23 protein-coding genes and 1 tRNA gene are annotated in these 17,649 nt (G+C 54.9%); 15 read left to right on the top strand and 9 right to left on the bottom strand.

Annotated features, from left to right (window positions below; genetic code table 11):
- Positions 1-926 precede the first annotated feature (926 nt).
- The gene (locus Dform_RS11460) at positions 927-1,931 is read left to right on the top strand and encodes a DUF4870 domain-containing protein (RefSeq protein ID WP_076004611.1); all 1,005 of its coding nucleotides are present in this window, start codon (positions 927-929) and stop codon (positions 1,929-1,931) included.
- Here the strand turns inward: Dform_RS11460 and Dform_RS08415 are convergent.
- On the bottom strand, positions 1,922-3,163 hold the full coding sequence (locus tag Dform_RS08415) for an isoprenoid biosynthesis enzyme family protein (RefSeq protein ID WP_076004612.1): 1,242 nt from the start codon (positions 3,161-3,163) through the stop codon (positions 1,922-1,924). The two genes, Dform_RS11460 and Dform_RS08415, sit on opposite strands and share 10 nt — an antisense overlap.
- Before the next feature lie 123 nt (positions 3,164-3,286).
- Positions 3,287-3,754: a hypothetical protein gene (locus Dform_RS08420; protein ID WP_076004613.1), complete on the bottom strand. Its 468-nt coding sequence runs from the start codon at positions 3,752-3,754 to the stop codon at positions 3,287-3,289.
- Positions 3,755-3,865: 111 nt separating this feature from the next.
- On the opposite strand from Dform_RS08420, the gene Dform_RS08425 reads away from it, so the two are divergent.
- The 3 genes from Dform_RS08425 (at position 3,866) to Dform_RS08435 (ending at position 4,828) form a co-directional block, all read left to right on the top strand.
- Positions 3,866-4,105: a hypothetical protein gene (locus Dform_RS08425; RefSeq protein WP_076004614.1), complete on the top strand. Its 240-nt coding sequence runs from the start codon at positions 3,866-3,868 to the stop codon at positions 4,103-4,105.
- A 120-nt stretch (positions 4,106-4,225) separates the two neighbouring features.
- Positions 4,226-4,543 carry a hypothetical protein gene (locus Dform_RS08430; protein ID WP_076004615.1) on the top strand — a complete coding sequence of 106 codons (318 nt, stop codon included), beginning with the start codon at positions 4,226-4,228 and terminating at the stop codon, positions 4,541-4,543.
- Between the two features lie 75 nt (positions 4,544-4,618).
- Complete coding sequence (locus tag Dform_RS08435; RefSeq protein WP_076004616.1) at positions 4,619-4,828, top strand: hypothetical protein; 210 nt, start codon at positions 4,619-4,621, stop codon at positions 4,826-4,828.
- 16 nt (positions 4,829-4,844) lie between these two features.
- Here Dform_RS08435 and Dform_RS08440 read toward each other — a convergent pair whose 3' ends face one another.
- Complete coding sequence (locus Dform_RS08440; RefSeq protein ID WP_076004617.1) at positions 4,845-5,525, bottom strand: peptide arginase family protein; 681 nt, start codon at positions 5,523-5,525, stop codon at positions 4,845-4,847.
- A gap of 340 nt (positions 5,526-5,865) precedes the next feature.
- On the opposite strand from Dform_RS08440, the gene Dform_RS08445 reads away from it, so the two are divergent.
- Positions 5,866-6,333 carry an Hsp20/alpha crystallin family protein gene (locus Dform_RS08445; protein WP_076004618.1) on the top strand — a complete coding sequence of 156 codons (468 nt, stop codon included), beginning with the start codon at positions 5,866-5,868 and terminating at the stop codon, positions 6,331-6,333.
- Between the two features lie 106 nt (positions 6,334-6,439).
- Here the strand turns inward: Dform_RS08445 and Dform_RS08450 are convergent, their stop codons facing one another.
- Positions 6,440-6,835 carry a hypothetical protein gene (locus Dform_RS08450; protein ID WP_076004619.1) on the bottom strand — a complete coding sequence of 132 codons (396 nt, stop codon included), beginning with the start codon at positions 6,833-6,835 and terminating at the stop codon, positions 6,440-6,442.
- A 317-nt stretch (positions 6,836-7,152) separates the two neighbouring features.
- Between Dform_RS08450 and Dform_RS08455 the strand changes: the two genes are divergently transcribed.
- The 3 genes from Dform_RS08455 to Dform_RS08465 all read left to right on the top strand — a co-directional run bounded on the left by Dform_RS08455 (position 7,153) and on the right by Dform_RS08465 (position 9,020).
- Positions 7,153-8,061, top strand: a complete 909-nt coding sequence (locus tag Dform_RS08455) for an EamA family transporter (RefSeq protein WP_076004620.1) — start codon at positions 7,153-7,155, stop codon at positions 8,059-8,061.
- A gap of 96 nt (positions 8,062-8,157) precedes the next feature.
- Positions 8,158-8,595 (top strand): response regulator, encoded by a 438-nt coding sequence (locus Dform_RS08460; protein ID WP_076004621.1) that lies wholly within the window; start codon positions 8,158-8,160, stop codon positions 8,593-8,595.
- 17 nt (positions 8,596-8,612) lie between these two features.
- Entirely contained in the window at positions 8,613-9,020 is a 408-nt protein-coding gene (locus Dform_RS08465; protein ID WP_076004622.1) for a pyridoxamine 5'-phosphate oxidase family protein, read from the top strand.
- 56 nt (positions 9,021-9,076) lie between these two features.
- Here the strand turns inward: Dform_RS08465 and Dform_RS08470 are convergent, their stop codons facing one another.
- From Dform_RS08470 to Dform_RS08490, 5 genes are all read right to left on the bottom strand, one after another.
- Complete coding sequence (locus Dform_RS08470) at positions 9,077-9,475, bottom strand: PRC-barrel domain-containing protein (protein WP_076004623.1); 399 nt, start codon at positions 9,473-9,475, stop codon at positions 9,077-9,079.
- A 315-nt stretch (positions 9,476-9,790) separates the two neighbouring features.
- Positions 9,791-9,867: transfer RNA gene (locus Dform_RS08475), tRNA-Glu, on the bottom strand.
- On the bottom strand, positions 9,845-11,365 hold the full coding sequence (locus Dform_RS08480; protein ID WP_076004624.1) for a recombinase family protein: 1,521 nt from the start codon (positions 11,363-11,365) through the stop codon (positions 9,845-9,847). Before Dform_RS08480 ends, Dform_RS08475 begins: the two co-directional genes overlap by 23 nt.
- Positions 11,362-12,324, bottom strand: coding sequence for an ImmA/IrrE family metallo-endopeptidase (locus Dform_RS08485; protein ID WP_076004625.1), 963 nt, complete (start codon positions 12,322-12,324; stop codon positions 11,362-11,364). Before Dform_RS08485 ends, Dform_RS08480 begins: the two co-directional genes overlap by 4 nt.
- Positions 12,325-12,339: 15 nt before the next feature.
- Positions 12,340-12,738, bottom strand: a complete 399-nt coding sequence (locus Dform_RS08490) for a helix-turn-helix domain-containing protein (RefSeq protein WP_076004626.1) — start codon at positions 12,736-12,738, stop codon at positions 12,340-12,342.
- 123 nt (positions 12,739-12,861) lie between these two features.
- On the opposite strand from Dform_RS08490, the gene Dform_RS11385 reads away from it, so the two are divergent.
- The 7 genes from Dform_RS11385 (at position 12,862) to Dform_RS08520 (ending at position 17,648) form a co-directional block, all read left to right on the top strand.
- Positions 12,862-13,020: a hypothetical protein gene (locus tag Dform_RS11385; protein WP_158513488.1), complete on the top strand. Its 159-nt coding sequence runs from the start codon at positions 12,862-12,864 to the stop codon at positions 13,018-13,020.
- A gap of 97 nt (positions 13,021-13,117) precedes the next feature.
- A complete protein-coding gene (locus Dform_RS08495) occupies positions 13,118-13,378 on the top strand; it encodes a helix-turn-helix domain-containing protein (RefSeq protein ID WP_083635426.1) in 261 nt (86 codons plus the stop codon).
- A 165-nt stretch (positions 13,379-13,543) separates the two neighbouring features.
- A complete protein-coding gene (locus Dform_RS08500) occupies positions 13,544-14,524 on the top strand; it encodes a recombination directionality factor (RefSeq protein ID WP_076004627.1) in 981 nt (326 codons plus the stop codon).
- 13 nt (positions 14,525-14,537) lie between these two features.
- Entirely contained in the window at positions 14,538-16,826 is a 2,289-nt protein-coding gene (locus Dform_RS08505) for a DUF3854 domain-containing protein (RefSeq protein WP_225973671.1), read from the top strand.
- Positions 16,823-17,068, top strand: a complete 246-nt coding sequence (locus Dform_RS08510; RefSeq protein WP_076003417.1) for a hypothetical protein — start codon at positions 16,823-16,825, stop codon at positions 17,066-17,068. Before Dform_RS08505 ends, Dform_RS08510 begins: the two co-directional genes overlap by 4 nt.
- Positions 17,065-17,286, top strand: a complete 222-nt coding sequence (locus tag Dform_RS08515) for a hypothetical protein (protein ID WP_076004628.1) — start codon at positions 17,065-17,067, stop codon at positions 17,284-17,286. The genes Dform_RS08510 and Dform_RS08515 overlap by 4 nt, the downstream gene beginning before the upstream one ends.
- Positions 17,265-17,648 carry a J domain-containing protein gene (locus Dform_RS08520; protein ID WP_145925560.1) on the top strand — a complete coding sequence of 128 codons (384 nt, stop codon included), beginning with the start codon at positions 17,265-17,267 and terminating at the stop codon, positions 17,646-17,648. Before Dform_RS08515 ends, Dform_RS08520 begins: the two co-directional genes overlap by 22 nt.
- Position 17,649: the final 1 nt, after the last annotated feature.

Here is a 17,649-nt window from a genome sequence, read left to right on the forward strand (position 1 = left end):
CGACTCCAGACCGCTCAAGGGGCGAACCCTCTTAGGATGGCGAGCGAACTCAGTGGCGGCTTATCCGCATCAGATTGCCACGGACTGCTGACCGGCAGTCCTCGCAAAGACATATGAGAACATGGATTCCCGCCTTCGCGAGAATGATAGAGGGGGGCGGGGGGGGTTGGGGACGACGAGGCGGGCGGGTTAAAAACCCGCCCCTACGATAGAACATGGCCGGCGAGCCGGTGGGTCGGTCTACGGTTGAATGGAGGGGTGGCGGGAGGGAGATTGCCACGGACTGCTGACCGGCAGTCCTCGCAAAGACATATGAGAACATGGATTCCCGCCTTCGCGGGAATGACAGAGGGGGGCGGAGAACGGGACAGCATGCCATGCTACTACAAGACACCTGGATTCCGCCTTCGCAGAATGACAGAAGGGGCGAAGGGGAGGGTTGGGGACGACGAGGCGGGCGGGTTAAAAACCCGCCCCTACGATAGAACAAGGCCAGCGAGCCGGTGGGCCGGTCTACGGTTGAATGGAGGGGTGGCGGGAGGGAGATTGCCACGGACTGCTGACCGGCAGTCCTCGCAAAGACATATGAGAACATGGATTCCCGCCTTCGCGGGAATGACAGAGGGGGGCGGCGGGGGGGGGGGTTGGGACGACGAGGCGGGCGGGTTAAAAACCCGCCCCTACGATAGAACAAGGCCGGCGAGCCGGTGGGCCGGTCTACGGTTGAATGGAGGGGTGGCGGGAGGGAGATTGCCACGGACTGCTGACCGGCAGTCCTCGCAAAGACATATGAGAGCATAGATTACCGCCTTCGCGGGAATGACAGAAGGGGGTGGAGGACGATTCCATTAAGGTCGGGACACGTTATTGACCCGTGCCATATAATCTAAAAGCAGTAGATTTCTGGCTTTTCGAGGTACAAATATTTGGAGATTTCACCAGAAGAACGAAAGAAAATATACGAGGAAGAAGAAGCCAGGATTGAGGGGGAAGCGCAAGCGACGATTAAACCAATGGACCCTTCTCAGAAAACAAGCCTGGGGCTTTCACAAAATATCGAAGCATTTCTGTGCTACCTGGGCATGTGGGTTACCGGCATAATTTTCCTCATCATCGAACAAAAAAACGCCAAAGTCCGTTTCCACGCCACCCAATCCATCTTAATCTTCGGCCCGCTCTCAGTCGCGGGATGGATCCTCGGCTGGATCCCGGTTTCGGGCGGAGTCCTTTCATTTCTCGTGTCCATCGTAGCCCTGGTGCTCTGGATAGTATTAATGGTCAAAACATACCGGGGCGACGAGTTTGAAATACCGGTAGTCAGCAACCTGGCCAGGCAACTAACAGGAATATCCGCAACTCCCCCATCCCAGATCAATGAGATTCGAACCAGGAGCAGCCTCAATGCTCCGAGTGAGCCAGCCGATTCGCGGAAATACGTTCCGGGCAGCCGGGTGGGAAGGCTGGTGGGTTCCAGCATTCTAATCGCCTGGTACTCGGCGCTACTAATATTGATGAATTTCTACCACCAGTACATCGCGATTTACCATGGTAACACCTCGAACGGCGTCACCACATGGACCAGGGATCCAATTCTGAACCAGGATTTCCACCAGTGGTTGCCGATCCTGAATGTTGCCCTGTTTGTAGGCATAGCAGGAAATATCATGACCATTGTCTGGGACAAATACCTGCTCCGGGAACCCGTCAAGATGGTCATCGACATTTTTTCCCTCGCTGCGATCGTCAGTCTGATAAACACCTTCCCGTTCGATTTCAGTTCGTTCCCGGATGCCCTTTCGATCGATGCCACGCGGGTCGGAGTGAGAGTGGTACTCATACTAGCGGCTGTCGGCACTGGAATCGGCATACTGGTACGATTTATTAAGTTTATAGCGAACCTTTCGACCGGCCGGACTAGTTATCAACCGTAAAGACCCGCGTTTTTCAATGAAAGCTTTTGCTTCCTGAGGGTCGCCGTGACTTTTTCCAAGTGGGCGAGGCGGAAGGGGAAATGAGCTTCGAGGCGGCTTAAATATTCCCTGCGAAAATACCGGTGGCTCTGATAGGCGGCGCCGATGATCAATTGGGCCACGCTCATGCGGATGACTTCTTTCAAGGGCTCGATGCCTTGCGCCGTGAACGCTTCAAGATAATCCATGACATGTTTTCCGAAGGCGATGGCCCGGTTGGCGAGCGATTCCAGGGCGATCGGGTCCTTCGCAGCCAGGCAAAACAAGGTGACGTTACCGCTCTTGAGGTCCTGCTTCAAGTCCTGAATATCATCGACCAGTTGGAGAAAAATGCCCAGCCCGAAAATGAATCTCACCTGCCGTGGAGTGAGCCCGTTTTCAGCTATAAGGTAGGCATCCGCGAGCACCGACGTGCCGCCTTTATCGATGGTTACCGTCAGGACATCATCGACACTCGGCTGTCTCTTAGTTTGCAGCTCCAGGCTTTTGACCTGGGCTCGCTGGATGGCCAGCAAGCTGGCGAAGACCTGAGGCGTTCGAGCGCGGTATTTTTCAGACTCGATCGTCGCCACCATCGAAAATATCCGTTTTTCGTGCCCGTTGGCGGGAGAGACATTTTCCCCGGCCAGGCGCCGCCCGAAGAGGGCGTTGAATGCCCGTTTGGACGCCGCGGGGATCTTCGGGTCATCGAGGTAGTTATCGGAGTAGGGATAGAGCATGCTGTAGGCAAAAACCGAGGGCGTCAGGAGGCACGATTGCCCTAACAGCAATTGCAGGACGTGCATCACGACGACGTTCCGGGAAGCCTGGAAGATCTCATCGTCAGATAGGGATTCTTGCCCTCGGGCCATTTGCGCGAATTGTACGAGAGATTGAGGCATGCCGCGGCGGCAGAGGATCTCGAGTTGGGCGGGGCTTAAGCCGAACGCCGCCTGGCCGAGCCGGTCCAGCCCGAACAGTACGCGTTCCTCAAGAGCTGACTTACCATCGAAAGTCGAAGGCGGATGGCGGAGTTCCCCCAGCGACTGGCTCAAAAAAAGATCCAGGTGGGATTCCCGAATGGCGTGATCGGCGTCGTCAACCAGAGGGCTCAAATCGGCGTCTTCTCCCGCCCCGTTCCAGACGCGCGAGAATTCCTCCACCAGTCGGGCGACGGGCGGATCGATCGCGCTTTTCGGTGAATCAACCCCCATGGCTTGGAGCACTCCCGACTGTGAATGTTACCACGAAGGGGGAGAGGGTGCTATGGGTGAGCGCGGTAGAGCTCCCCGAAGGTCTTGATTATGCTCCCGCATAGTGGTACTTTTAAAGACAAACTAGGTCTCATCAACCGGTAGAGGTGGTTCGGTCATGAGTAAGAAGATCGGGTTTTTTGCCGGTACGTTTATCGTTCTGATCGCAGTTGGGATATTGGCCGTGCCCGTATTTGCGGATGATCCGCCAACTAAAACTCCTCCTCCGACCTCCGAGGGGCCGAGGGTCAAGGTGCCGCCGGCAACAACCGATACGCCAAGGGTGAAGGCGCCTCCCGCAACCACCGACTCACCCAGGATTAAACTACCCCCGACGACTACTGTACCTCCGAGGGTGAAACTGCCGCCCGCGACCATCGCGCCGCCGAGGATAAAAGTGCCGCCGGCAACTGTCGAACCGCCAAGGGTGAAATTGCCACCGACAACAGCCGATGCGCCCAGGGTAAAAGTGCCTCCTACGGGCGCACCACAGAAATAGCCCGTCATCAAGGGCTTGGGATCAATGAATCCGGCTTGAAATCCGGTGGTCATTCGGAAGCAGGAATGAACACAACCTTCCGACGTCCTTTCTAACTGACGCCGCGGCTTTGACAACTCCACCCTTAACCTATAAAGTAATCACAATTTTTCGAGGGAGAGAATATGGCTGGAGCAATCGATTATCAAAAACAGATGTCGGAGATCGTGTACATCAACCTGCCCGGTCCGGCGGAACCCGAAGCGGGAATGAGCGGCGGCGAACTGCTGCACGGCTTTTTGGCTGGACTACACGACGCGCCTGACCAGAAAGTCAGGGATTTTGTGAACTACCTGTCGCTCAGATGGAACGTGGTTTACCGTTTCAAAGGGGCGGACGCCTCCAGGAGGATGCCCATCGGTTAAGGTTTTCACCTGCAAACTAAGAGGGAGCTTGAGAGCTCCCTTTTTTTTGTATCTAAGATTGGATTGACACCAGAAGTACAATATTATTGTGTTGACAATCCCGCCATCTGGAGGGACAGCATGAAGAAGTGGATCGCCCCGGCAACCATTCCAGGCAAAGTGAGCGCGATAGCCATACTGCTTTTCTTCCCGTTGTTCATCCTGAGCCGGACAATCCGGATCGTCCCCAGGGAAATACCCAGTAATTCGTCTTTCTTCAACGAACCAATCACCGCGACGTTGTTGATACTTGCATGGGCGGCGGGAACTGCGGCCATGGTTTCCGGAGTGTGGGCTGTCGTCAAAAAGCGGGAACGGGCTGTGCCAGTATTTATGGCGGTTTTCGTAGGTCTTTTCATTTTCCTGTTCGGCGCCGGAGAAGTCATCTCGCCCCATTAGAGGCAATAAAATCGTTGACACTGCCTTAGGGTGGGAATAGAGTGATGCCAACCAGTTCGCTAAGGGAGGATTAATATGGGTACCTCCATCGATTACCAAAAAGTCATGACCGAAATCGTTTGGGTCAATTTGCCAGGCCCAGCAGAACCGGAGCCGGGGATGACCGGAGGAGAATTGCTGCACGGGTTTCTGGCCGAACTCCACGATACCCCTGATCCCGCGATCAACGTTTTTGTAAACGAGCTGTGTCTGCGCTGGAATATCCACTACCGGCAGAATCCCTGATCTCTATCTAACTGGCCTAAACAATTTTCATATAACTGGAAATCAAGGGTATCAAGTCATCGCTCGCCGGTGGAGTGAAGGCGAGAGACCTGCTCAGTATCATGCAGTCGAAAGACTTGCGTGTTTTGAAATTGTGCCGCGACAAGGTCTTGAATGGGATCCCCAGCCCCCTTCTCAAAAAATGCCCGGAAGATTCCTCGGCTATGCCAGCTTCGCGTATATTCGATGCTTGATCAGCTTTATGCAGCCTTTTCGGCGGCACCAGGAGGGGAATCCAAACCAGAGACCCGATCCAGCCCATGGCAATGGCAAAGGTTAAATAGTTGCCCGAATGGACGTAATCCTCGATGAACGCCGAGCGTTCCGCCGGATCAATATAAAGCCTGTTTGAAACAAGACGAAGCCCACCCCTTACCGAGAGATCGGGATGGGCATCGACGTGAATGACATCGAACGGGATCTTAAGATCGCCCGAATCGATTAGGGCTTGCCAGAAACTAAGGACGAGATCGTGGCTTTCGATCACCCGCCCCATTACTGGCGTTTGAGGGGACAACCCACATCTGACCTCCAGAAAATGCTCAACCCGAGGTCCGGTCCAGGGCCGGTATTCTTCACCGAGTCTCCGGGTTTCAGCCCCTGAATAATAGGCATTTCGATTCAGGAAAAAATCCAGATCGATATCCAGGCAGCGCATATTGTCCTCTGATGATTCAGCCCATCTGTTTAGATTCTATCTCCCATCCTGGGCGGAAACAATGGTTTCAGAATATTTTTTCCGGTGCGGCACACTCAGTTCACCAAACGTGCTAAGGTTGATACAAAGATATCGGTAGAAATCAGGCGATCTTTCGATAATCAACGATCTTTGATGAGATATGATTCAATTTTTGACTGTCAAAAGGTTTCATGTTTTACCCTAAACGATAAATCGCTTCAAATAGATTTGGCGAAACCTTGATATTTTGGTATAAAGAAATTAGCAGTCGATGGGCGTGACTGCTAACAAATTGTAATATATAAGGAGGGAAAGGTTTATGGTACTTCAAAGATGGGACCCCTACCGGGAACTCCGACAGGTGGACAGGACCTTCGACAGGATGTGGCGCAATTTCGGGCTGCAGCCAGCTACGGTTGAACAGTGGGACATCCCGATCGACGTCAAAAAGGTGGGCGATGAGATTGTAGTCAAGGCTTCATTGCCTGGTGTGAAGGCTGACGAAATCCAGGTCACCGTAGAAGACAACGTCCTGGAACTCAAAGCCGAAAGCTCTTCGGACACCGAAACCGAAGAATCCGGTTACCTGGTCCGCGAGCGGGCGTTCGGCTCATTCTACCGGGCGCTCAGATTGCCGGAGAGCGTCGACACCGAACATATCAGATCGACCTATGAGCACGGGGTTCTGACGGTAACGCTGCCCAAAGCCGAGGAGAAAAAGCGCAAGCAGATCAAGGTCTCCGTTCAAAGCGGCGGGAAAGTTATAGAGACCGCAGAGAAAAAGTAACCCGAGAAGTTCCCGGTAATTCCCATAAGGAAGCCAGCTCAAAAACCTGGCTTCCTTGTTTTACATCCAAGCCGCGGTATCCACCGACCCTAAAAGTTAAAAAGCGTCAGGGACTGCTGCCGACTTTATCCGCCGGGCGGAACCTCATGGCCGACCAGGTTTCGTCGATCGAAACCAGCGAAACGCCGAGTAAATGGTATTGCTCCATCTCTTTCCAGAGGATATCGCGGTTCAGATCCGTTTTGACCTTTGAGGAACCCTTGGGATACGAAATCCAAAGCAATCCGTCGTGTTTCAAGGCTTTTTGTACCTCGGGGATGACCCGCGCCAGGTCTCCGGCGTTTCTCACAAAGACCTGGACAAAATCAAGGCTTTGACCCGCCGCGCCGGTTAAGCTCTCCGACACGGGAATCGATTCATCGACATATCCAGGCGGCGCATTCAGCACCGCAGCTTTTGTCCCCGACTTGAACTGGAGTTTTTTAATGACCGAGGCATCCATTTACCGCCTCCTTTTTGCCTAACGTAGGCGAATCGATTGTATACGGTAGCGGCTGCCCGGGCAATTCCGATCGCGATCCCCGAAAAAGAATGAGGTTGAAGCGGAAGCTTTTTGTATTTGGGCAACGCGGCCCTTATAATACCGGAATCATTCCGATGAATAACGTACTGGCACCCCGGGAAACAGAAGACTTACATCGTCCCGCAGCAGCGGACGCCGGCACTCTGGCGGCCGTCCCGCGCATCCCCGTTTGCGTCTTCGACTAGCGGCCTTTCTAACACCCCACCGCCACCGTAAAGTTAGAAAGGAAATCTCACATGTCACCCATCTGGTTTGTTCTGGCATTCTCCACAACGATAATTTCCGCCCTGGTAACGCTGCTCGACAGCCATTTCATGTCCCGCCGCATGCCGGGGACCAGAGCCTACATGCTTATCTGCGGCGCCTTTCTGCTTCCGGTAAGCATCGTCACCCTGATCCTTTTTCCGGTACCCGCCGGAACCGGATTAGCCCCGATCGGGGCTATTACCGGATCAGCGGTCATTACCTCGTTCGCCTCGCTGCTCATGATCAACGCGATGAAAAGCCAGGATGTCGCCCGGGTCGCGCCGGTCGTCAGTACGGCGCCGGTTTTTGTAGCCATCCTGGCGACCATTTTCCTCGGCGAGAGCCTGGGGCTTCAACAGTGGCTGGGCATTGTGGCGGTCATCAGCGGCGCGGTCATAATTTCCTTCAGGTGGGATAGCCGGGGCACCAGTCATTTTCATTCCAGGCCTTTTTTCGTGCTCCTTGGCGTAGCGATCATCGCCGCCACCGGCAGTGTGTTCAACAAATTCGGGCTGGAATACATGTCGTACTGGACGTGCGCCGGCATCGATTTTCTGGTCGCCTCGCTGGTGATACTGGGCCTGTGCCTGAGACGGGATGTGATCGCCAGCCTGAAAGCAATGGCAAATTCCAGGCAGGCGATAAACCTCACCCTGGTAAATCAGGCGATCGCCACGGCGGCCACGATTATGGCTTTTTGGACGATCCAACTCGGCCCGGTGGCCTTGGCTTCCACAGTATTCAACTCGAAGCCGCTGCTGGTCTTTGCGGCCTCGGCGGTAATCGGCCGGTGCGCGCCGGGTTTCATGATCTGCGAAAAACTAAGCGCCAGGGGCTGGGTGATCAAAGGGGCGGGCACCGCGGCGGTGGTCGGGGGACTGGCCGCGGTGTTCATCTAGCTTAACAATTGCCCGGAAAAATTAGGTAGTTCTACTAATTGTCGAGCCGCCAGGTCAGCCGTATAATCAGCCAACGCTCTAGACTGGGAGTTGGTCATGATCACCATCGTTATCGCTGACGACCATAAGGTAGTCCGGCAAGGCCTGCGGACGCTTCTGGAAATGGAACCCGATTTGAAGGTGGTCGGCGAGGCCGCCAATGGTTCTGAGGCGCTGGCGCTTGTCGAGAGCCAGAAGCCGGACATCCTGGTAACCGATATCAGCATGCCGCCCCCGACCGGTATCGAGCTCGCAAAAACCATCAGACAAAAAGGTTATCCCAGTAAAGTGGTGGTGCTTTCGATGCACGCCGACGAACCGTTCGTGGTGAGCGCCCTGACCGCCGGGGCTCTCGGTTATGTCCTGAAGGAAGCCGGAGTAGAGTACGTGGTTACCGCCATCAGGGAAGCGGCGGCCAACCGCTGTTTCGTCAGCCCGCCGCTGGTCATGCCCATGGAAGTCGCTTCGAACAGCAGCCGCCAAAAGAAGGATTAAGAAAAGGAGAGAGACACATGGCAGTCAAGATTCCCCAGGAACTCCAGGAATTCATGAAAGGCAAACAGGGTTGGGTGGCGACTTCATCGAAGGCAGGGGTACCCAACGTTTCGATAAAAGGGTCGCTCAGGCTCCTGGACGACGAGCACCTCGTCTTTGCCGATCTCTTCTCAATGAAGACCCGCAAGAATTTGAGCGAAAATCCGGTGGCGGCGATCATGGTCTTCGAAGAGGCCTCGAAACGTGGCTATATGTTCAAGGGAGCGACCGAGCAGATCGGAAGCGGCCCGTTATATGATCAAACGGCCGAGGCTATCCACAAGGCTATGCCCCAACTGCCGGCCCCGAAGTATGTGGTTAAAGTGACCGTCGAATCCATCTGGAACCAGTCTTCCGGACCGGACGGCGGGAAACAGATCGCGTAGCCACAGGCGGGTAAAACTGAGGGTAGCCTGCAACGCACCCTCAGCTCTCTCGGCGCCTATTTTTGGGGGCTTACGGCGACAGCGTTCGGCGGGGGCACCATCAGGAAGGGCTTGCAGCTGAAATTGGCATACAGGTTGGACATCCAACCGGCATCGCTTTCCATGTAGTGGTCCGGCCATTTGGCTTTATCGATCCCGGGAGCCGTTTCCAGGGTTTGTCGTGAGAAATTACCGATGAACTTGTGCTGTTCCGGGGACCAGCAGAGCGCCTCCCAGGGGATGCCCAGCCATTTATCGGTGAAACCCAGGGTGCCGCCGAAGGCTACCACCGCGTACATGATCCTGCCCGAGGCAGCGTCGATCATGAAATCCTGGACCTGTCCCAGATCCTCGTTCTTGTCATTGGTGATGTCGAAATCAGTCAGCCTCCTGGCCGGGATCAAGTTCATTTCCATGTTGATTGCTCCTCTCATAAATTTCAGTCGGGAAAGACTAAAGACAATAATAATTAAGTAGTCTGTTCAGCCGGTACGCCGAAAACCATGGTCAACCCTCCTCAGCAAGCCCGAAATCCTGTCGCCAATACAACTATACTCCGGGTTCGGCGGGTTCCAATCCGTAACATCACCTATTTTCGGGGGAGAAGGCTACTGATGTTTTGGAAAATCAGGTTATTGGAGAGTTCGTTCACGTGCCGGGGAACAGAGGGAGGAAGGGGTTCCGGATCCAGTCATGACAACCGGTCGAGTGGATAAAGTTGGGGTGAGAAATGGTAGCGCATACGGGATTCGAACCCGTGATCTCTGCCTTGAGAGGGCAGCGTCCTAGGCCGCTAGACGAATGCGCCGCGAGGAATCTGGCTGCCGACTCAGGACGGGTTCCGTACCTTTACCCCGGGAGGAGATCAAGGCAAAAGGCGGGTTCAACTCAAATCCGGCAATCTTACCATCGCGAACCCTTACCTGTTTGAACACCGTTTCACAGAGCAAGCGCCGGTTGTTATTATCGCCATTTTCGAATAACAAGTCAAACTTACTGGCAAGCTCCAAAGCTATTTCAAAGTCACCCCTTATCAGGCCGCGCCGCGTGCTTACAGTGGTTAGGAGGTCCCTGAGATTGGCCCTTTCGGCCTCGATGCGTGTCCGGTGTTCCCTATAGTCTTCTTTTGAGACGTCCTCCTCCAAGAGCATCTCCTGGAGGTGATTTTCCATCCGATCCAATTTCAGAAGCCGCTGCCTGGCCCGCTCCAATTCTTCATCCCCGTTGTTTTCGGCGGCAAACCATTTGCTGAGTTGCACTTCAAGTTCAACTTTCCCCTCTTCGGTTATGGTGATGTCTTTGATGACTTCGAAAAGCTGGCCATCGATATCGCGGGTATTGTAGAAGATCTGACTGCCATTGACCCTTCCCTTGGTGCGGTAGTAGCTGATCTTCTTCTTCGGATGCGTCTCAACAAAGCAAGGTGTGGCGGTGTCATCGGAGTACAACAGCCCCCGCAGAAGATAGGTGTGGCGCTGGGTGCGTTGCTTGTAGTTATCATGTGATCTCAGGATCACATTTACCGTGGCGAAAGTATCGGCCTCGGTAAGAGCCTCGTGATTGCCTTTGTTAGGCATGTCGCCCTTCTTAAGCCAAGTCTCCCCAAGATAAAAGCGGTTGTGAAAGACAAAACTCCAGAGACCGCTTGAAATACGAAAGCCTTTCCGGCTGCGATAGCCCTGACTATAAACGTAGTCCGCCCACTCTTTTATGGTCCATTTCCCCGAAGCCATCTCCCTGAAGGCCCTGGTTACGAGAGGGCCGAGTTCGGGATCAACTTCGATCCAGGCACTGCTTTTGTCATGCTTATTGAGATATCCGAGGGGCGCCAGTTTCGGCCAACCGCCTTGCTCAACCTTCTCTTTAAGTCCCTTTCTGGCTTCAACAGCCAGATTCTTTGAATACCAGGTGCTGATGATCTGCATCATCCGCCGGCCGATGTAACCGGCTGGCGTGGAGGCATCCCCCGGCTCGCTGACGCTCTCGAGACTTATGCTGAGTTCTTCCAGTTCTTTCTCATAAACAACGAAGTCATAGTCATTTCGAGCGAAACGGTCGAATTTGTGAACGAGTATTATGTCAATTTCTCGTGCCCGGGCAGCGCTGATCATTTTCTGGAATTCGGTGCGCTTATCGGTGCGGGCGCTCTCACCGGCATCGACGTACTCCTTGACCACCTCCCAGCCGTTACCCTTGGCATGATAGCGGCACCTTTCAAGCTGAAATGGAATGGAGAGGTCCCGTTCCGCTTGCTCCTCGGTGGAAACCCTGGCGTAGATAGCGACCCTTTTGACATCACCGCTCATGGCAACCTCCAACTGCATCTATTCGGATTATGGCACCTTTTTTCGGACGGGCAAAAATGGTCTCCATTGACTGATACCGGTTCGAGTAATTCCAGTTGCGGGGCAAGCATACCGCACTCTTCACTGGGTACGGCAAGGAGAATCACCCTGTATGGCTCGAGACTTGAGGTAAATAACGGACGCACCAGGACCGCGGGGGAGTTTTCGATATGCGGGCTGCGCCACAAAAGCGATTTTCCGCCGGTAATGGCGGCGCACACCAGGGAGGCGGTCTCGGGTCGGCTATGGCGGGCCGGCGTCGGCTGCACCCAGCAAAGGTTTTTGGTCCGGCGAGCCCGTCCTGTTTTCACAACCACCGTCGCCACGAAATCATCAGCCTCAGCCTTCTCGGCGGCGGGAGTCTTCGGTTGGTGCTCGTACAGCGCCCCGATAAGCGGAATATCGGTGTGGTGCTGCCCTAGGGCGATCATCAGGCATTGATGCGAAAGTCCGAGTTCTTCGCCCAATTTTACAAGGTCGCATCCGGTCCTCCCCACTTGCTCCAGAAAGAAGACCGACGGTATCAAGGCAGAAGCGGCGAAACGGTCGGCGTGCTGGCTGAGTTTGGGTTCAACCATCGGGCTAATGCCAGCGTCGATAGCGCTGAGCTCTTTATGTATGATTTCAAAAAGCTCGTGGAAGATGTCGAACTTCTGAGTGCCGGTGCGGTCTTTAGCCGCGTAATGGATATGCCAGGATCCCCTGGCCGACATGTTGGTGCCGCCACTGTCCAGGTAAACGACGCCCTCGATCTTGATATCGAATGAACGTATCAGTTCAAGGGTCTTTTTGAGGCTCGGCGTGCGGTCGATCCCGGCATAATCTCGAAATAAAGACGCCAATCTCACCGGGTCACCAGCATCCTGTCCCTCGCTAAGGGCAAAACGGCAGAACTCCATGAGTCTATCAGAAACGGTCATGTAATCCCCCGGGTACTAAATTGTGAGCAACTTCTTGCCGGTCAGGGTTTCGTAGACGATGACGATGCCGCGTTTGGCTTCGATGCTTAAGGTCTCGCCCCTGATACGGGTGCCGAGCTTATAGTCCGGGTCGGAAAGCACGTACTGGAAAGCGGCTTCGATTCGCTCGTCTTCGCTGGCCGTAACTTCGCGTTCGTCCAGGTAACCGGCCCTCATAAATAACTCCCTCGCCGTTACCTTATAGGCGGGAGCCAGTTTCTTGAGAATTTCCGGTCGAGGCGTCGGCTTTTCGCCTGTTTCTATCTGGGAGATATAGGCATTAGAAACGCCGCTTACCTTTTCGACTTCACGCATCGACATGCGCTGCCTCTCCCGGAGACTCCGCAGGTATTGACCAAAAGTGAGTTCTGCCATTAGTCCTCACCTCTCTTTCAGCAAGCATTATAGCACTATGTGTTAATGATAGCAAGCACTTATTTTCCACTACGATTGACAGATGCTTGACTTTCCCAGAAAGCTTGTTTTATAATGGGCGCCATGCAGCAAGTCGTCGAGTCCTCACTGGAAGAACTTTTCAAGCATAACCCCGAGATTTTGAGGGTGTGCCGCGAGTTCGGGTGGGGCAAGATCGAGATTGCGGTCAAGGACGGTAAACCGGTGATGGTGACGGTCAGGCGAGAGATTAAACTCAGCTAACATTTAATCCGCCGAATCGAAAACGATAGGCGCTTTGGGCTTAAAAGCCCGAGGCGCCTTTATTTTTGCCACAAATCTTACCAGGGGGATTGAGCGAATGATTATCAAGGTAAGAGTGAACCAGCCGGCCGTCCTGCGGGCCATCGCCAGGCGAAACCTGTCCCAGAACGGGCTCGCCATTAAAGCCGGCATCAGCAGCGGATTTATCTCGCAAATCATGCGCGGTAGCCGCTACCCCTCCCCCATGGTACGGGAGAAACTTCAAAACGCACTGAGAGTCACCTTCGACGATATTTTCATCATCGAGGAAGTCGAATGTGACGGCGCAGAAGCCCATGAAACAGCCAGGGCTAACTGATGGGTGCGCAAACAGCCGGTATTCACAAGGCCGAGCCGGTTGCATGTGAACCCCACCTTATCAAGCAGCGGATCCGCAACCTTATCGAACTCGCCATCATCATCGGCCGAAAAGAAGGCCTGATAAAGAGTCACGAAGAAACCAAAATGAAAAAGGAGGAGCACCATGTCGCCAATCAAAGGGATCACCGGTGTCATCAGATTGCCCAGGCTGGGCAAGATCAGGCTCGGACTACGGAAGGAATCTAGTGAGGGGTTTCCCTACCCGGTACCGACCGATTACTTCGTCTGCCCGGATGAGGTCAGGAAAATCTTCGGAGAAAAACCCACCGAGCTTGCCATCATGCTGCCGACCGAAGACCCAAACCAGTGGGCAGGCCAGTACCTGCGGTGCTATTCGTCCTACCGCGGCCTCATCTGCCGCGGCGACGGCGAGACCGCCCTCGCCAGGGTGAATATAAAGACCGGCCGCATCGCCACCCATGAGGACGTAGAGACCGAGCTCAGGGAGATCACCTGTAGCCCGAAGACATGCGCTCATTATGAGACCCTCCGCTGCAAACGGGTGATGAATTTACAGTTCCTCATCCCCGACTGCCCCGGCCTGGGCGTCTACCAGCTCGATACCAGTTCGTTTCATTCCATCGTCGGCATCAATTCAAGCCTTGAACTTGTTAAGGCCGTCTGCGGCCGGCTGTCGATGATCCCGTTGTCCCTGAGGCTCATTGAGAAGGAAGTGGAGGTCGATGGGAAGAAAAAGACCGTCCGGGTTCTATCCCTGACTGCTTCATACACGCTGGCTGAAATCCAGAAATTCGCCCAAATGCCGCCGGGCCAGGTGCTGGTTCTGCCGCCGCCTGACAGCGAGGCTCCAGACGACCTTTTCCCGGAGGCAGTAATCAGCAAGGAGAATGTCAGGCTCGAGGACGGCGTTACCGAACGCGACCTGATCAAACTTTGGGACCGGGCGAAGAGCAAGGTCTGGCAGCTCGATATCCGGGAGCACCAGCTCAAGGAGTGGTTTGAGAAGCACTGCCACGTCAACGTCGAAATGGACGACTTCAACTGGCCGCTGCCGCCGGCGAAATTCACCGCCGAAGGCCTTAACCGGTTCCTTAAAGCTGTCGACCGCGACGCCGCTTCCTAGAGCGAATATCACCATGAAAGACATGAGCGGTGAAAAGGCCGCTACTGGAGGCGTGTTCTCCGAGGCCGTGCCGGAGCTTCTGGAAAATCATCTGAAGCATCTTCTGGAAGAAACCGGCCTCGATCTCGACATCATCCGGGAGCGGAAATACCGGAGCATTGTGGGCAAAGCCGAGCTTGCCAGGCTCGGTTTTGCACCGGCACAACAACAGGTCCCCGGACTTTTGATTCCCCTCTGGGGCGTCGATGGTCAGGCAGCCGGTTGCCAGCTCCGGCCTGATAATCCTCGCACCAACAACCAAGGCAAGATAGTGAAGTACGAGCTCCCGGCCGGTTCGTCGAACCGCCTCGATTGCCCGCCTCGATGTCACAAAGCCCTCGGCAATCCGAAAGTTCCTCTCTGGATTACCGAGGGCTCGAAGAAGGCCGATGCCCTGGCTGGCCGCGGCGCCTGCGCCATATCCGTCACCGGCGTCTGGGGCTTCAAGGGCAAGAACGAGTTCGGCGGCGTCACCTTCCTCGCCGATTGGGATTACATCGCCCTCAAAGACCGCACTGTTTACCTCGCCTTCGACTCCGACATCGTCACCAAGGAGCCGGTAAGGAAAGCGCTGTCCCATGTCGCCGAGCATATCCGGCGCAAAGGGGCGAAAGTGCAAATCGTCCAACTGCCTCAGTTGGAAGGTCAGGGCAAAACAGGCATTGACGACTATCTGCTGCGACATTCCCTTGCCGATGCCGAAAAACTGGTTGGCGAGTTTAAGCTGGAAGAGGAAGACCGGGAACGCTATGTCTCCGGCTTCGTCCTCCGCGATGGCACGGTGGGCGAGATGGTGGTCGACGAAGACGACCGTTATTTCATGGTTTCGGATGGCGGGGCAATCAAAAAGGTCTGGCAGTACGACACCTCGAAGGTGGCTTACTTGCCAACCGCTGATCCACTGGTCGGCCAGGTAGTGCACTTCGCCCCTGGCGCCACGCCCTATGACTCCCAGGCAATCCTCTTCAGCGAGGTAAAGAACTTCATTCACCGTTATATGGAACTGCCGGCCGACTTCGAGGAGATCGCTTCGCTCTATGTCCTTTTAAGCTGGGTATATGAGTTTGCCCCGTCGATTCCCTATCTCCGGGTGATTGGCGACTGGGGCACTGGCAAGACGCGCTTTTTGCAGGTCGTAGGCAGCGTCTGCTTCCGGCCGATGTTTGCCTCAGGCGCGACCACCCCGTCGCCGATCTTCCGCATCCTGGAACAATTCCGGGGAACGCTGGTGCTTGATGAAGCCGACTTCAAGGATTCTTCCGCCTGGACGGAGATGGTGAAGCTTCTCAATAACGGCTACCGGCCGGGTATGCCGGTCCTTCGAGCCGACAAGGAAAACGGGAAATGGTTTCCGCGGGGCTACCAGGTGTTCGGCCCGAAACTTCTGTCGACCAGGTTTCCTTTCAGCGACGAGGCCCTGGAGAGCCGCTGCCTCACCTCCGAGATGATGCCTCTCACCCGCGACGACATCCCCCGGGTGCTGCCGGCATCGTTCGACAAGGAAGTCGGGACCCTGCGCTCAAAGCTGTTAACTTTTCGTCTTCATAATCTCTGTCGCCTGAAGGGCAAGACCTTTGGCAACGAACTTCTCGAACCGAACCTGCAGCCACGGCTTCAGGAGATCCTCATCCCGATGAAAGCGATGCTTAACGGCGACCATGCCATGGCGGAGGCGCTGGGCAGTTTCGTCCACCGGCTGCAGGAGTCGCTTTACACTAGGCGCCGGGAGAGCGATGCGGGACGGGTACTTGCCGCCATGATCGAACTGCACTTGAAAAATCAGGAACTGTCCCTCAAAAACATCGCCTTATACGCCAGCGCTATAGACGAAGAAGGGGCTCCGTTTAACCCGGAAAAGGCTGGCTGGCTGACCCGGCGACTGGGCTTTCAAAAAGAGAAGGGAAGCACCACCCGGCGAAGGGTGGTCTGCTGGGATCAGGCAAGGGTCGAAAGCCTGGTCAAGCAGTACGGCCTTGCGCTCGAAACCCCCGTATCGGTGGTAAAACCTTTCATTCCTTTCGAACCTTTCGAAACAGCTTCGGATTCCCCGAAAGGTTCTGCCGGCGAGGAAAAACCTTTCGCTGAAAAAGCCGGAAATATTGCGGATTTAGCTTCAAACGGGGCGAAAGGTTTGGAAACCGCGGAAAAACCTTTCGAAAAACCTTTCAATCGTGAGCCTGAACGTGAGGCGAAAGGTTTGAAAGGTTCGAAAGGTTCTGAGCCGAATGCGGCGCCTCATCATCAGCCGGAGGAAACTACATGAAGAAGAAACGGACGCTTTATGAATGCGCCCATGCCAGAGTGCATGGCAAGAGGATTTTCTGCCGCAGGGGATTTCCTCTGTCCGACAAAGCCGGAAACGGCGGCATCGACATTATCCGGCTGGCCCGCGGTGAGCCGCTGGCGCTCGACATCTGTCAGGCTTGCCTCGATTTCAACCGCCTGGGACCACCCGTCCCCGACGAGGAACGAGGGTGGCTTATAAAGAAAGAGGCCAAGAAATGATCGACTTCCTGGGCAGACTATATGAAAGTCTCTGGCGGAAAGTGGGCGGCAGACCTTGGACGGAGATCATCCGGGACGACCAGAAGAAATCGCCGCTCGTCTATATGCTTGTCTTCCTAGGGCTGGGAATACTTCTTGCCAGGATCGGCGGCAATTACTGGTGGCAGATCCTCGTTGGTTTCTTAATCGGTGTCTTATGCGGGCATTTCTGGTGGTGAACATGGAAGAGCGTTTCAACCGGATCAAGCGCATGCAACTGGATCTGGCATATGAGCTTCAGTCCTTCATGGCCGATTGTTTTTCTAATGCCGCCGACCCGGCCGCTATCATCGGTTTCGCTCAGCGGCTCGGCATGGATATATCGGCAGCCCAAAGAACAGCGTCTTCAACTCAGCCGACTTTTGACCCCTACCGTATCCTCGGCTGCGACCGGTCCATGCCTCAGGAGCAGGTGAGGCGGCGTTATCTCGATCTCTTGCGGAAACTCCATCCCGACACCGCCGGTATCAAAGGTACTGAGTACCTGACTCAACTTGTGACCGAGGCGTTCAGGAAAATCTCAAGCGAAAGGAGGTGGTGAA

Source organism: Dehalogenimonas formicexedens (assembly GCF_001953175.1).
Taxonomy (GTDB): domain Bacteria; phylum Chloroflexota; class Dehalococcoidia; order Dehalococcoidales; family Dehalococcoidaceae; genus Dehalogenimonas; species Dehalogenimonas formicexedens.

Bases quoted from the DNA above. Each gene is read 5' to 3' on its own strand.
- Dform_RS08415 (WP_076004612.1), bottom strand. From the start codon at position 3,163: ATGGGGGTTGATTCACCGAAAAGCGCGATCGATCCGCCCGTCGCCCGA.
- Dform_RS08420 (WP_076004613.1), bottom strand. From the start codon at position 3,754: ATGACCACCGGATTTCAAGCCGGATTCATTGATCCCAAGCCCTTGATG.
- Dform_RS08425 (WP_076004614.1), top strand. From the start codon at position 3,866: ATGGCTGGAGCAATCGATTATCAAAAACAGATGTCGGAGATCGTGTAC.
- Dform_RS08430 (WP_076004615.1), top strand. From the start codon at position 4,226: ATGAAGAAGTGGATCGCCCCGGCAACCATTCCAGGCAAAGTGAGCGCG.
- Dform_RS08435 (WP_076004616.1), top strand. From the start codon at position 4,619: ATGGGTACCTCCATCGATTACCAAAAAGTCATGACCGAAATCGTTTGG.
- Dform_RS08440 (WP_076004617.1), bottom strand. From the start codon at position 5,525: ATGCGCTGCCTGGATATCGATCTGGATTTTTTCCTGAATCGAAATGCC.
- Dform_RS08445 (WP_076004618.1), top strand. From the start codon at position 5,866: ATGGTACTTCAAAGATGGGACCCCTACCGGGAACTCCGACAGGTGGAC.
- Dform_RS08450 (WP_076004619.1), bottom strand. From the start codon at position 6,835: ATGGATGCCTCGGTCATTAAAAAACTCCAGTTCAAGTCGGGGACAAAA.
- Dform_RS08455 (WP_076004620.1), top strand. From the start codon at position 7,153: ATGTCACCCATCTGGTTTGTTCTGGCATTCTCCACAACGATAATTTCC.
- Dform_RS08460 (WP_076004621.1), top strand. From the start codon at position 8,158: ATGATCACCATCGTTATCGCTGACGACCATAAGGTAGTCCGGCAAGGC.
- Dform_RS08465 (WP_076004622.1), top strand. From the start codon at position 8,613: ATGGCAGTCAAGATTCCCCAGGAACTCCAGGAATTCATGAAAGGCAAA.
- Dform_RS08470 (WP_076004623.1), bottom strand. From the start codon at position 9,475: ATGGAAATGAACTTGATCCCGGCCAGGAGGCTGACTGATTTCGACATC.
- Dform_RS08480 (WP_076004624.1), bottom strand. From the start codon at position 11,365: ATGAGCGGTGATGTCAAAAGGGTCGCTATCTACGCCAGGGTTTCCACC.
- Dform_RS08485 (WP_076004625.1), bottom strand. From the start codon at position 12,324: ATGACCGTTTCTGATAGACTCATGGAGTTCTGCCGTTTTGCCCTTAGC.
- Dform_RS08490 (WP_076004626.1), bottom strand. From the start codon at position 12,738: ATGGCAGAACTCACTTTTGGTCAATACCTGCGGAGTCTCCGGGAGAGG.
- Dform_RS11385 (WP_158513488.1), top strand. From the start codon at position 12,862: ATGCAGCAAGTCGTCGAGTCCTCACTGGAAGAACTTTTCAAGCATAAC.
- Dform_RS08495 (WP_083635426.1), top strand. From the start codon at position 13,118: ATGATTATCAAGGTAAGAGTGAACCAGCCGGCCGTCCTGCGGGCCATC.
- Dform_RS08500 (WP_076004627.1), top strand. From the start codon at position 13,544: ATGTCGCCAATCAAAGGGATCACCGGTGTCATCAGATTGCCCAGGCTG.
- Dform_RS08505 (WP_225973671.1), top strand. From the start codon at position 14,538: ATGAAAGACATGAGCGGTGAAAAGGCCGCTACTGGAGGCGTGTTCTCC.
- Dform_RS08510 (WP_076003417.1), top strand. From the start codon at position 16,823: ATGAAGAAGAAACGGACGCTTTATGAATGCGCCCATGCCAGAGTGCAT.
- Dform_RS08515 (WP_076004628.1), top strand. From the start codon at position 17,065: ATGATCGACTTCCTGGGCAGACTATATGAAAGTCTCTGGCGGAAAGTG.
- Dform_RS08520 (WP_145925560.1), top strand. From the start codon at position 17,265: ATGCGGGCATTTCTGGTGGTGAACATGGAAGAGCGTTTCAACCGGATC.